The sequence below is a fragment of the Rhodococcus sp. C26F genome (assembly GCF_053345925.1).
Window position 1 is genome coordinate 87,294 of the sequence record NZ_JBKFBA010000011.1, and the last position, 12,191, is coordinate 99,484.

Consider the following 12,191-nt stretch of genomic DNA (forward strand, 5'->3'; position numbering starts at 1 on the left):
ATGGCGACCGGGCAGCCTTGGGGAAGGGGACGACGACTCAGGGACCCGAAGGGTCTCCGATCGGTCGAGGGCAGCCGCCCGCAGGGCGCCCGCTTCGTTCCTGATCGAATTCATCCTCGTTGCGCGAACCCCGTGTGGAGTGCTGTGATCGGAGCACGGGTCTACGGGAGGGGCCGACGTGACCGGCGTCGAAGAGTTCGAGAACCTGCGTCCTCTGTTGTTCGCCATCGCCTACCGCATCCTCGGGAGCGTGACCGAAGCCGAGGACGCGGTGCAGGACACCTGGGTGCGGTACGAAGCCTCCGGCGTCGAACCGGATTCGGCCAGAGCCTTCCTGTCCACCGTCGTCACCCGGGTATCGATCAACATGCTCGAATCGGCGCGGGCGCGGCGCGAACGATATGTGGGCGAGTGGCTGCCGGAACCGATACTCGAGGAGTCCTACGACGATCCGGCGCGCTCGGCCGAACTGCGAGAATCGATCTCGACAGCGGCGCTCGTGCTGCTCGAACGCCTCAGTCCGCTCGAACGAGCCGTCTTCGTGTTGCGCGAAGCACTCGGTTTCGGCTTCTCGGAGATCGCCGAAATCGTCGATCGCTCCGAAGCAGCGTGTCGACAACTCGCGGTGCGGGCGCGGCGCCACGTCGATCAAGGTTCGGCGCGGTTCGACACCGACCCGCAGGCCCACGAACAGCTCACCGCACGATTCCTCACGGCGTTCCAGGACGGCGACGTCGACGCCCTGCGCGACCTGCTGGCCGCCGATGTGCAGCTCGTCGCCGACAGCGGTGGCAAGGCACCCGCCATCCGCAAGGTCGTGGTCGGCGGCGAGAAGGTCATGCGGTTGCTGGCCTCGTTCGTCTCGCCCATGGGTCAGCTCGGCATGTCGCTCGAACTCCGCGAGATCAACAGGCTCCCCGGCCTGATCGTGCGGGACGCCGACGGCGCCATCGTGCAGGTCATGACATTCGACGTCACGGACGGGAAGATCGGCGCGGTCAGGGTGCTGATCAACCCGGACAAGCTCGCCCACCTGGGACGAGTGGCCGATGTGCGCGTACTCGCCCAGAAGCTCCGCGACCTGCAACGCCCCTGAATTCTGCCGATTGTTCGGCGCGGCATGTCACAAACGACGTGGCTGTCCGGTCCTAGATGACGAGGGCTCACCACAGAGCCAACGAACGGATCGGAGAAGCCATGTTCAATACACGCCCCCGTGTCGTCGTCATCGGCGGTGGATATGCCGGAACGGTCGCTGCCAACCGCATGAGCAGGAAGGCTGCGGTCACCTGCGTCAATCCCCGGCCGCACTTCGTCCAGCGAACCCGGTTGCACCAGTTCGCGGTCGGCAACCACCATGCATCCGGCGACTACCGCAAACTTCTGGCGAAAGGAGTCGACCTTCTGGTCGATACCGTGATCCGCATCGAACCCGGTACGCGCACCGTCCATCTCGCATCCGGCGGAACGGTCGGCTACGACTACCTCGTCTACGCCGTCGGAAGTACCGCCACGAGACGGTCCACCGTTCCTGGCGTCGAGGAATTCGCTTTCCCGGTGGCCGAATTCGAGTATGCCGAACGCCTGCAGTACGCGTTGAACAGCCTCGAACCCGATGCCATCGTCACGGTCGTCGGGGCTGGGCTCACCGGGCTCGAAACAGCCGGCGAGCTGGCCGAACAGGGACGTCGCGTGCGCCTCGTGTGCAGCGGCATCATCGGTCCGTTGCTTTCCGAGAAGGCCCGTGCCGCAACCTACGAACGGCTCGCGGACCTGCAGGTCGAGATCATCGAGAACGCGCGCGTCACCCGCGTCGGACCCGACGGCTTCACGCTCGACGACGACACCGTCCTCGAGAGTGCGATCACCGTCTGGACCGCCGGATTCGGCGTTCCCGAACTGGCCCGCTCCAGCGGCTTCAGGACGGATGAACTCGGCCGGATCCTCACCGACGAAACGATGACCAGCATCGACGACGAGCGCGTGATCGCCGCCGGTGACTGCGCGGCACCGTCGGGAGAGCCGGTGCGGATGGCATGCCAGTCCGCCCTGCCCACCGGCCTGGCTGCGGCCGATACGGTTCTCAGCCGTATCGCCGGTGAAGAACCCGCGAACCTCGATTTCGGGTTCAACGGCGTCGGTGTGAGCCTGGGCCGACGCGTCGGTGTCGTCCAGTTCCACGAACGGGACGACAACCCGAAGGAACAGGCGTATGCCGGCCGAATCGCCTCGACCATCAAGGATCTCGGACTGAAGGCCGCGATGGCGGGCCTGCGGGTCGAGGCCCTACGGCCGGGATCGGTGGGATTCCCGAGGGGCGGCCGACATCCGTCGAACACCGCCACCACCGAGGACCTCTCCCGCATGGAGCAGCCGATGGCCTAACACCCGCTGAATTCGTCCTCTTTCAGAACCGACAGCACTGGGTCGCCTTCACCGATCGATGCTCCCACCGAGGGAGTCTGGTCGACGACGACCCAGTTCCTGTCCCATACCTGCGCGCGTCCCTGACCGGTCGCGTCGACGCTCGTGGAGTAGAACACGCCCACAGCCTGGATAGCATCCTGTGCCGCTTGGAGATCCATGCACACGACATTCGGCATCACCGCGGTGGACGCGACCGCCGCGACCTGCGTGGTGGAGATCCTCGTCGCGGGAGTGGTTTCCGGAGCGACGGTCCGTGCGGTGGTGGCAGCCGACGTTGTGTACGGCGTGGTGGTCGTCGGTGCGGCAGCGCGAGGCGTGGTACTGGCGTCGTCCTTCGTGGGTGAGTCCAGCCCGTCCGAGATGTCGCCGATGATTCCCATGAGGACGATCAGTCCGGCGACGGCAGCGGCGATGATCACCCCACGGCGGATCCGCGGAGGCTTCGGCGGCTCGGGCGGCGGTGCCATCGCGGCCCGCACGTCCCCCGCGAGGAACGCACGGTGGCCGGCTTCGGCGCGTGCGGCGATCGCGTCCTGCTCGGTCTTGATGCGCTTGCGGCGGTCGCGCAGGGGCTTGCCGATCGCGAGATATCCCAGGCCGGCCGCGAATGCCACGAACAGGATCGCGTCGGCCCCGTTGCCGTTGACTACTTCCACGATCGCCAGCCACAGCGTGATGGCGGCGAACATCCCCGCTACGACGCGCAGGTAGGGGACGACGAACTTCATGTTTCTCCTTCAACCCGACACCAGGCCCCGTGTGCTGCTTTCCCGACCACACACGTGCTGAGCGCCTTCCTGAACTGGTGTCGGAGTACCACCCCGCGTCGTTACGACGCACGGATGCCGATTTCGGTGGATTCACCCCCGGAATCCGGGGTCAGATCCACCCAAGTCGCCGAAGCACCCATGTGACGGTTGACACACCCCTTTCGTGAATGTAGCTTCATGAGAAATGAATAGTCATTCACCCGCAGGGAATGGCTGTTCGATCAGGCTCCTACCTGCAGCGATGAAGGGGATCCCATGACCGACTTCGAGGACATCACCTACGAGATCGACGGCGCAGCCGGCATCATCACGATCAATCGGCCCGAGCGCTACAACGCCTTCCGGGGCAAGACCGTCGAGGAACTGATCAAGGCGTTCCGATCGGCCTGGGCCGACAGCCGGGTCTCGGCCATCATCCTCACCGGCGCCGGCGAGAAGGCCTTCTGCACCGGCGGCGACGTCAAGCAGCGCGCCGAGACCGGCGACTACGGGCCCACCGAGAGCGGCATGTTCGAGATCGGCTACCTCCACAAGCTGATCCGCGACATCCCCAAGCCGGTCATCGCCGCCGTCAACGGTGTCGCCGTCGGCGGCGGACACGTCCTCCACGTGCTTTGCGATCTCTCCATCGCGTCGGAGAACGCCCGGTTCGGCCAGGCCGGACCCAAGGTCGGTTCGTTCGACGCCGGTTTCGGCTCCGCCTTCCTCGCCCGCGTCGTCGGCGAGAAGCGCGCCCGCGAGATGTGGTACCTGTGCCGCCAGTACGATGCCGCCACCGCCGAGCGCTGGGGACTCGTCAACTGGGTTGTCCCGCAGGAGAAGCTGCTCGATGAAGCCAAGGCCGTCGCCGCCGAGATTGCCGAGAAGAGCCCCACTGCGATCAAATTCCTCAAGCAGTCCTTCAACGCCGACACCGACCACCAGGCCGGTCTGAGCAACCTCGCGATGTCGGCGCTCGACCTGTTCGGCAAGTCCGACGAAGGGCTCGAAGGCGCCAAGGCTTTCGCGGAGAAGCGGCCAGCCGACTTCGCGAAGTACGTCAAGGCCTGACCCGAGTTCCCTCAGACCGTAAGGACCTCCCATGAGCAACATCGCACTGGTCACCGGCGCCGGTTCCGGCATCGGCAAGGCCATCGCTCTCGGCTTCGCCGCGCAGGGTGATCGCGTCGTCGCCGCCGATCTCGATCTCGCGGCCGCCGAGGCCACCGCCAAGGAGTACCCCCAGCTGATCACGGCACTCCCGGTCGACATCTCCGACCGCGCGCAGGTCGACGAACTCCGCGACCGCACCCATGCCGAGGTGGGCGTGCCCAACGTGATCGTCAACGCCGCCGGCTGGGACCGCACCGATCAGTTCCTCAACGCCACACCGGAGTTCGCCCAGAAGGTCGTCGCGATCAACTATCTCGGCCCGGTGAACATCTGCAGCGCCTTCCTGCCCGGCATCATCGACGCCGGAAACGGCGGTCGCGTGATCAACCTCGCCAGCGATGCAGGTCGTGTCGGCAGTTCCGGCGAATCCATCTATGCGGGAGCAAAGGGCGGCGTCATCGCCCTCACCAAGTCGCTCGCCCGCGAGATGGCCCGGCACAACATCAACGTCAACTGCGTGTGCCCCGGCCCCACCGACACCCCGCTGTTCCAGGCCCAGGAAGAGAAGCTCAAAGCTGCTCTCATCAAGGCCATTCCGTTCCGGCGGCTCGCGCGACCCGAAGAGGTCGCCGCACCGGTCCTGTTCTTCGCATCCGAGTCCGCATCGTTCATCACGGGTCAGGTGATCAGCGTCAGCGGCGGCCTCACCATGGCCGGCTGACCGACATCGTCAGGGGAGATCGAATCATGAGCGCGTCGTACAACGCCCGGGCCTACCGGGAGTACTTCGAGAACGACTTCACGTATCTCAACGGCTTCCGGCGCAACCTGGGACGGTACGGGAACCGCGTTGCCATCACCGATCCCGACACCGGGACCCGGTTGACCTACGCCGAACTCGGCGAGCGCGTCGACCGGGTCGCCACGGGTCTGGCCGATGCAGGTGTGCAGGCCGGGGATGTCGTCGCCTATCAGCTGTTCAACAGTGTCGAGTTCGCCGAGCTGTATCTCGCCACCCAGGCCGTCGGCGCGGTGGGTTCGCCGATCAACTTCCGGCTCGCCTCCGGCGAAACGTCGTTCATCCTCGACAAGTCCGCACCCACGGTCTTCGTCTACGACACCGAGCTCACCCCGATGGTGACGGAGGCGCTGGAACGCTCGGCGCACACACCGAAGGTGATCGTCGCGGTGGGCGACGGCGACCCTGTCTCCGTTCCCGGCGCCACCGTCGTGCGGTACCGGCACCTGGCGGCCGATCGGGTCGCGCTCCCGCCGCTGCACCGGACGGTGTGGGACGAGACCACCCGCCTCTATACCTCGGGCACGACCGGCATGCCGAAGGGTGTGCCGCTCAACAGCATGATCGAGATCTTCAGCGCGCACGACGTCATCATGCACTTCCCGTTGAGCCCCGAGGACAAGACGCTCAACATGACGCCGTGGTTCCACCGGGGCGGCCTGTACTCCGGAGGACCCAACCCGGTCTTCTACATCGGCGGAGAAGTGGTGCCCCTGCGCACCTTCGACGCCGACCGTGTCCTCGACCTCGTCGCCGAGCACGGCCTCACCTTCCTCATCGGAGCGCCCACCAACCTCGCGATGCTCGCCGCCGCGCAGGAGGCCCGTCCGCGCGACCTGTCGTCGCTGCGCGGCATCGTCACGATGGGTGCGCCGCTCGAACGTGAAGCGGCACTGCGATACCAACAGGTCCTCAACCCGCGGATCTTCAACGGCTACGGCAGCACCGAAGGGTTCTGGAACACCTTCCTGCGCCCCACCGATCTGCCCGAACATGCCGGCACCGCGGGTCGCGCTTGCACCGACGACGACGTGCGCGTGGTCCACATCTACGAGGACCGGCTCGCCCACCACGACGACGTCGTCGCCAAGGACGGCGAAGAGGTCGGAGAAGTGATCGTCCGCTCCCCCAAGGGTTCGAACGCCTACTTCGACTCCCCCGACCAGGAGAAGGCCAAGTTCAACAACGGATGGCTGCACATCGGCGACCTCGCCACGTGGGACGCCGGGGAGTTCGTCACCATCGTCGGGCGCAAGGACGACATGCTCGTCTGCGGTGGTGAGAACGTCCATCCGGTGCAGGTCGAGGAAGCGCTCAACTCGCATCCGGATGTGTCCGACTGCCTCGTCGTCGGCGTGCCCGACGACCGGTGGGGACGCATCGTCGTCGCGTACATCGTCGCCGGCAGCCCGGACGTCACGGCCGACGTCCTCGACGCGCATTGTCGCGAGCACCCGATGCTGTCGACCTTCAAGCGGCCGCGGGCATATCGCTTCGTCGAGTCACTGCCGGTCTCGGCCACCGGAAAGAAACTGCACTACAAGGCAACCCGAACGGCAGCCGACGAATTCGCCGCAGGGTTGTTCACCGCACCCACCGACTCGAGGATCACACGATGAACGCACGCCTCGAATACGAGACCGAGCACCAGCAGTTCCGGGAGGTCGCTCGCGACTTCGTCCGCGACAAGATCACGCCCGTGCACGAGGACTGGGAGCACGCGAGCTGCCTCGACCGGTCGTTGTTCACCGAAGCCGGCAAGCTCGGACTGCTCGCCTTCTCCGTCGACGAGAAGTACGGCGGACCCGGAGTGGACGACTTCCGGTACAACGCCATCCTCATCGAGGAGGTCAACCGCGCCGGCAACGCCGCGGCAGGCATCGCGTTCTCCCTGCAGAACGACGTGGTGCTGCCCTACCTGACCGAGCTGACCGACGACGAACAGAAGGCACGCTGGCTGCCCGGCGTCGTCAGTGGCGAGACCGTGCTGGGTATCGCCATGACCGAACCCGGCACCGGCAGCGACCTCACCGGCATCCGCACCTCCGCGGTGCGCGACGGCGATCACTACGTCGTCAACGGAGCCAAGACGTTCATCTCCAACGGTCAGAACGGCGACCTGTTCGTCGTCGCGACCCGCACCTCCGACGACCCGCACAAGGGACTGACGCTGCTGGTCGTCGAGGCCGACACCCCCGGCTTCTCCCGCGGACGCAATCTCGAGAAGATCGGCCTGCACGCCCAGGACACCAGCGAGCTGACGTTCACCGACATGCGGGTGCCGGTCGCGAACCGCCTCGGCGACGAAGGTCGCGGCTTCTACCAGCTGGTGCACAACCTCCCGCAGGAACGGTTGTCGCTGTCGATCGGTGCGGTCGCCGCAGCCGAGGGGGTCCTCGCGCAGACCCTCGACTACGTCCGCGAACGGAAGGCCTTCGGGAAGCCGGTGTCGAGCTTCCAGAACACCCAGTTCGTGCTCGCCGAGCTGGCCACCGAGCTCGACATCGCCCGCACCTACCTCGACGACTGCATCGCCGAACACGTCGCCGGGCAGCTCACCGCCGCCCGCGCCGCCCGCCTGAAGTGGTGGGCCACCGAACTTCAGGTGCGTGTCGCCGACCGGTGCCTGCAACTGCACGGTGGCTACGGCTACATGCGCGAATACGGCGTCGCACGCGCTTTCGTCGATGCCCGCATCCAGACGATCTACGGCGGAACCACCGAGATCATGAAGACGATCGTCGCGAAGGATCTCGGGATCTGACGACCGTCCCAGCTGCACGATTCACACCGCTGAGCACTCGGTACTGTGAATCGGACCGAAAAGCGACGAGGAGCCCCTATGACCACCGACCACGATGCACTTCCCGTGGAAGAGGCCGTGCGGGCAGTTCGCACCAGTTCCCGCCGCAAGCAGGTCCTCGACGCCGCCGTGCAGGTCATGCAGCGCACCGGTTTCCACCAGATGTCCATGCAGGCGCTGGCCGACGAGGCCGGCGTCAGCGTCGGACTGATCTACAAGTACTTCGGCGGCAAGGAGGAGATCCTTCTCGCCACCATCGTCTCGATCCTCGACACCTTCCGCGACCAGATCGAACCTGCGATGGAGGCCGCCGGCGACGNGCTCGCCGCCGGCATCCGCCGCTACATCGAGATCGTCGACGAGAACCTCGACGCCACCGTCCTCACCTACCGAGAAAGTCGCACGCTCGACACTGCCGGTCGTGCCCGGATCAAGGAGCTGGAGGTCGAGACGTCGGCACCGCTGCGCTCCGCCCTCGACGACGGCATCTCCGCCGGAATCATGGAGCCCATCGACGTCGACCTGATGGTGTTCGACATCCTGTTGCTCGCCCACGGGTGGGCGCTCAAGCACTGGCACTTCGGATCCATCTACACCCTCGACGACTACATCCGCCTCCAGACCCGCCTGGTGCTCAACACGACGCTGAAGGCGGAGCGGCGCGGAAAGTACGCGCACTTCCTCCGGTAACCACCCTCGACCGAAAACAGCGGAGCGCGAAGTGGTCATAGGTGCGCGTTATTGCGCGCTCTGCTGACCGTTTCGCGCTCCGCTGTCGGGGAGACTGAAACCGAGTGGCGTCAGGCGGTGACCCGCGCCGCCGCGCCGGCGTCGACGGACATCACGGTTCCGGTGATGTGTGCACTCGCCTCGGCCGCGAGGAACAGCACGGCGTGGGTCATCTCTTCCGGCTCCAGGAACGGCACGGGCTGTCCGTGGAGACTCGCGAAGATCGGTTCGATGTCGGCGCGCGTCGGGTTCTCGAGATCGGGACGCATCATCCGGTACAGCGCGTCGTTGTGCACCATCGGGGTCGAGATATTGCCGGGAGCAACGGCGTTGACGGTGATGCCGTGCGGGGCCAGGTCGAGCGCCGCGCTCTTGGTCATCCCGATGACACCCCACTTCGACGCACAATAGGCGGCCTGGGCCGGAGCTGCTGCACGGCCGAGCATCGACGCGATCGTCACGATCCGTCCGTATCCACGCTCGATCATCCCGGGCGCGACGGCGGCCACGGTGTGGAACACACCCGTCAGATTCGTGCCGATGACCTCGGACCACTGGCTGTCGGGAAGGTCCTGGACGGGAGCGGCCGCCGAGACCCCGGCGTTCGCGATGGCGATGTCGATTCTTCCGAGTTCCTCCTCGGCCCGACGGACCAGAGCCTCGACGGCCGATCGGTCTGCGGTGTCGGCCTGAACCGAGATGCACCGCCGGCCGGTCGCTTCGACCAGGCGCACGGTCTCCTCGAGATCGTCCTTGGTGCTCAACGGGTATGCGACCGCGTCACTGTCCTCGCAGCGATCGCAGATGACGATGTCGGCCCCGCGTTCGGCGAGCGCGACGGCATGCGAGCGGCCCTGTCCTCGCGCAGCGCCGGTCACCAGGGCAACCCGGTTCGTGAAGTCGGTCATCTCGTCTCCTCAGTTAGCTGAATGTGGACTGCTCATCTGCACGTGCCCGCACGAACCGGGCGCACGACTCGATCGACGCGACGGAGACGCTGTGATCGGGCTGGATCAGCGGCCACGTGTGTCCTTGCTCCGCAACCACTTCCAGCGTGCAGGTGACGTTCGCGTTCGCGAGCGATTCGGCCAGGCCGAGAGCGTCGCCGACCAGCGCCTCGTTGCCGCCGACCTGGATCAGCGTGGGTGGGAATCCCGCGTGGTCGGCCAGCAACGGCGAGGCCAGCGGGTCGCTTGCAGGGGCACCCTGCAGGTAGTCCTCGCGCGCCGACTCCGCCGTCGCCAGCGGGAAGAAGACATCGGGGGCGGTCTCGTAGAACGGCGACGAGCAGTGCAGGTCGAGCCACGGTGACAGCAGCATCAATCCGTCCGGCCGCCGGATGTCGCCGGCGGCGGCTGCGACGATCACCGCCGCGGCCATCCCGGCGCCGGCCGAGTCACCGGCAAGGACGATCGGCGCGTCGGTGCTCGACGCGAGCTCCTCGTAGACCGCCACCGCGTCGCGCAGCCCGGCCGGGAACGGGTTCTCCGGCGCGAGCCGGTAGCGGGGCAGGACGACCGTGGCGTCGGCGCCCGCCGCGATCTTCCCGGCGTAGGCGTTGTACGCCTCGGGGCTGCCCATCCGGTAGCCGCCGCCGTGCAGGTACAGGACGGTGGCGGTGTCTCCGGCACGGATGGTGCGGCAGGGCACACCAGCGAGATCCGTCGCGTCGGCGGTGACCCCGAGGGCGGGGTCGATGTCGGTCGCGGAGAACAGCGCGCGTTTCTGCTGCAGCTCCGGGCCGGCGGGGGTGCCGGTCCGTTCGGTGGGCAGCGCGGTGTGCAGTGTCGTCGTCATGTGGTCTCCCTGATGGCGGTCTACGAGGGGATGCTCACGAGTGGGCGGGCTCGACGAGCTTGTCCGGATGGCGAACGGCGATCGTCCGACGGATGCCCTCACGCCAATCCACCGTGCACGGTCCGGTGATGGAGGCACGCAGCGTGGTGTCCGCAATGGATCCGCGCAGCGTTCCCTCGATCGGAGCCACGTCGACGACGGGCTCGACCCCCATCAACTCGCCGGCGTAGGCCGCCCACTCCTGCACGCTCACCGGTTCGTCGCCTCCCCAGTTGACGATGAGCGCAGGTGTGGACGCCGCCTCGAGCAGAGCACCGACCTGGGCGTTGATGTCGTCCTCGTAGATCGGGCTGTACATGCACGGATCCCAGCGGGTGGTGATGGGCCGGCCGTCGGCGATGGCGTCGACGTGCATGGCCGGCAGTCCCCCGTTGGGGCCGTACGAGGCGTTCATCCGAGCGATCGTCACCGGGACACCGAAGGCGCGTGCAGCGAACCGCGCGGTGGCTTCCTGGCTGATCTTCGACATCGAGTAGGTCGGGGTGTGGGTGCTGTTGCACTCGCCCAGCGGCGACTGTTCGGTGAACACGTACATCGGGTCGTCCTGCGGGCGGTAGACCGAATGGGTCGACATCACGAGGACGCCCTTGGCGGACCGGCAGTGCTGCAGGAGAAGTCCGGTACCTTCCGCGTTGGCGCGGATCGCGGCGTCGTAATCCCATCCCGGAGCCAGGCTCGCCGCCAGATGCACGACGTACGTAAAATCGTCCGGTACACCGTCGAAGTCGCCGTTTCCGAGATCACAGGTGATCGGGACGATTCCCGCGTCGGTCACCCGCTGCCGGTCGTCGGGGCGGCTGTATCGCGCCAGCCCCCACACTTCGTTCTCGGCCGCGAGTGTCCTCGCGATCGGGAACGCGATCTGACCGGTCACGCCGGTCACCAGGATCTTCTCACCGCTCAACACGGGTCTCACCACAATTCGTCGGTGTACTTGTCCGTACCGACGACGGTCGGAATGAACGGCGAGGCGAAGGTGACGTGACCGGCACCCGAGTTCTCTATGTTCTCGGCGTAGTCGACGATGTGCTGCCAGCTCTCGGCGGGATTGCCCTCGAGGAAGCACATCTGCAGGATGCGCTCGGTGGATCCGCCGTCGTTACCCATCTTCATCGGCACGTTGTGGTCGGCGGGCCACGGCTTCATGCGCCAGTTGCTCACGAGATCGACGGCACCGGTGGCGAGGAGCTTCTCGACCGGACCGCTGTTGATGGTGTCGAGCGCGGACGCGCGGTCGACGCCCTCGGCCGGCTCGATCATGACGGTGACGAGTCCGCCGTAGTGATGATCGTGTGCGAGCTCGAGCGGGACACCGTCCTCGTGTGCCGAGATGGTCGAGTCCGGCAGGTACTGGCCGGTGTGGACGTGCTCACGCTCGGCGAAACCACGTCCGGCAGCGTAGAGTTCGCCGACCTGCTTCTGGGCCCAGGCGTCGGCGACCTCCGCATCGGGCTCGTGAACCCAGTAGATCGCCAGATACGAACCGTCCTCGGTCCTGGTCGCGACCGGTCCGGTCTCGGGGAAGCGCAGGTCCTTCAGAGCCTTCGTGGCGACCCAGCGGCTACCGGCGAACCAACCCGGACCGACCATGCAGCCCGAGTAGCGGTGGTCGCGTTCGTACCAGCGGTTGTACTCGGCCTCGTGGCCGCGCGACGGATCCACCATGGTGAACAGTGCGTAACCGAGTCGCACCGGAGTCAACGTCATTACTCTC

The 12,191-nt window shown here is 66.5% G+C and carries 12 protein-coding genes; 7 read left to right on the plus strand and 5 right to left on the minus strand.

Going from position 1 to position 12,191, the window contains the following annotated elements; translation table 11 throughout:
* Positions 1–178 precede the first annotated feature (178 nt).
* Both ACLBYD_RS14515 and ACLBYD_RS14520 read left to right on the plus strand, forming a co-directional pair.
* Positions 179–1,096, plus strand: a complete 918-nt coding sequence (locus ACLBYD_RS14515) for an RNA polymerase sigma-70 factor (protein ID WP_447816990.1) — start codon at positions 179–181, stop codon at positions 1,094–1,096.
* Between the two features lie 101 nt (positions 1,097–1,197).
* Positions 1,198–2,385 (plus strand): NAD(P)/FAD-dependent oxidoreductase, encoded by a 1,188-nt coding sequence (locus ACLBYD_RS14520; RefSeq protein ID WP_447816991.1) that lies wholly within the window; start codon positions 1,198–1,200, stop codon positions 2,383–2,385.
* Here the strand turns inward: ACLBYD_RS14520 and ACLBYD_RS14525 are convergent.
* Positions 2,382–3,155 (minus strand): PASTA domain-containing protein, encoded by a 774-nt coding sequence (locus ACLBYD_RS14525; RefSeq protein WP_447816992.1) that lies wholly within the window; start codon positions 3,153–3,155, stop codon positions 2,382–2,384. The genes ACLBYD_RS14520 and ACLBYD_RS14525 overlap by 4 nt on opposite strands.
* A gap of 297 nt (positions 3,156–3,452) precedes the next feature.
* Between ACLBYD_RS14525 and ACLBYD_RS14530 the strand changes: the two genes are divergently transcribed.
* From ACLBYD_RS14530 to ACLBYD_RS14550, 5 genes are all read left to right on the plus strand, one after another.
* A complete protein-coding gene (locus ACLBYD_RS14530; protein WP_200358871.1) occupies positions 3,453–4,247 on the plus strand; it encodes an enoyl-CoA hydratase-related protein in 795 nt (264 codons plus the stop codon).
* A gap of 31 nt (positions 4,248–4,278) precedes the next feature.
* Positions 4,279–5,010 (plus strand): SDR family NAD(P)-dependent oxidoreductase, encoded by a 732-nt coding sequence (locus ACLBYD_RS14535; RefSeq protein ID WP_106201075.1) that lies wholly within the window; start codon positions 4,279–4,281, stop codon positions 5,008–5,010.
* Between the two features lie 26 nt (positions 5,011–5,036).
* Positions 5,037–6,707: a class I adenylate-forming enzyme family protein gene (locus ACLBYD_RS14540; protein ID WP_447816993.1), complete on the plus strand. Its 1,671-nt coding sequence runs from the start codon at positions 5,037–5,039 to the stop codon at positions 6,705–6,707.
* Positions 6,704–7,852 carry an acyl-CoA dehydrogenase family protein gene (locus ACLBYD_RS14545; RefSeq protein WP_160874547.1) on the plus strand — a complete coding sequence of 383 codons (1,149 nt, stop codon included), beginning with the start codon at positions 6,704–6,706 and terminating at the stop codon, positions 7,850–7,852. Before ACLBYD_RS14540 ends, ACLBYD_RS14545 begins: the two co-directional genes overlap by 4 nt.
* 78 nt (positions 7,853–7,930) lie before the next feature.
* Positions 7,931–8,581, plus strand: coding sequence for a TetR/AcrR family transcriptional regulator (locus ACLBYD_RS14550; protein ID WP_447816994.1), 651 nt, complete (start codon positions 7,931–7,933; stop codon positions 8,579–8,581).
* 110 nt (positions 8,582–8,691) lie between these two features.
* Here the strand turns inward: ACLBYD_RS14550 and ACLBYD_RS14555 are convergent, their stop codons facing one another.
* Genes ACLBYD_RS14555 through ACLBYD_RS14570 form a run of 4 tightly spaced genes read right to left on the minus strand, consistent with a single transcriptional unit; the run spans position 8,692 to position 12,184 of the window.
* Positions 8,692–9,528 (minus strand): mycofactocin-coupled SDR family oxidoreductase, encoded by an 837-nt coding sequence (locus ACLBYD_RS14555; protein ID WP_447816995.1) that lies wholly within the window; start codon positions 9,526–9,528, stop codon positions 8,692–8,694.
* A gap of 13 nt (positions 9,529–9,541) precedes the next feature.
* Complete coding sequence (locus ACLBYD_RS14560; protein ID WP_447816996.1) at positions 9,542–10,417, minus strand: alpha/beta hydrolase; 876 nt, start codon at positions 10,415–10,417, stop codon at positions 9,542–9,544.
* A 34-nt stretch (positions 10,418–10,451) separates the two neighbouring features.
* Positions 10,452–11,393, minus strand: a complete 942-nt coding sequence (locus tag ACLBYD_RS14565) for an NAD-dependent epimerase/dehydratase family protein (RefSeq protein ID WP_447816997.1) — start codon at positions 11,391–11,393, stop codon at positions 10,452–10,454.
* Entirely contained in the window at positions 11,390–12,184 is a 795-nt protein-coding gene (locus ACLBYD_RS14570) for a hypothetical protein (protein ID WP_447816998.1), read from the minus strand. Before ACLBYD_RS14570 ends, ACLBYD_RS14565 begins: the two co-directional genes overlap by 4 nt.
* Positions 12,185–12,191: the final 7 nt, after the last annotated feature.

What these genes read in the sequence shown, in the direction of transcription:
- ACLBYD_RS14560 (WP_447816996.1), bottom strand. Translation starts at nt 10,417, where the DNA reads ATGACGACGACACTGCACACCGCGCTGCCCACCGAACGGACCGGCACC.
- ACLBYD_RS14525 (WP_447816992.1), bottom strand. Translation starts at nt 3,155, where the DNA reads ATGAAGTTCGTCGTCCCCTACCTGCGCGTCGTAGCGGGGATGTTCGCC.
- ACLBYD_RS14530 (WP_200358871.1), top strand. Translation starts at nt 3,453, where the DNA reads ATGACCGACTTCGAGGACATCACCTACGAGATCGACGGCGCAGCCGGC.
- ACLBYD_RS14545 (WP_160874547.1), top strand. Translation starts at nt 6,704, where the DNA reads ATGAACGCACGCCTCGAATACGAGACCGAGCACCAGCAGTTCCGGGAG.
- ACLBYD_RS14520 (WP_447816991.1), top strand. Translation starts at nt 1,198, where the DNA reads ATGTTCAATACACGCCCCCGTGTCGTCGTCATCGGCGGTGGATATGCC.
- ACLBYD_RS14555 (WP_447816995.1), bottom strand. Translation starts at nt 9,528, where the DNA reads ATGACCGACTTCACGAACCGGGTTGCCCTGGTGACCGGCGCTGCGCGA.
- ACLBYD_RS14540 (WP_447816993.1), top strand. Translation starts at nt 5,037, where the DNA reads ATGAGCGCGTCGTACAACGCCCGGGCCTACCGGGAGTACTTCGAGAAC.
- ACLBYD_RS14570 (WP_447816998.1), bottom strand. Translation starts at nt 12,184, where the DNA reads ATGACGTTGACTCCGGTGCGACTCGGTTACGCACTGTTCACCATGGTG.
- ACLBYD_RS14535 (WP_106201075.1), top strand. Translation starts at nt 4,279, where the DNA reads ATGAGCAACATCGCACTGGTCACCGGCGCCGGTTCCGGCATCGGCAAG.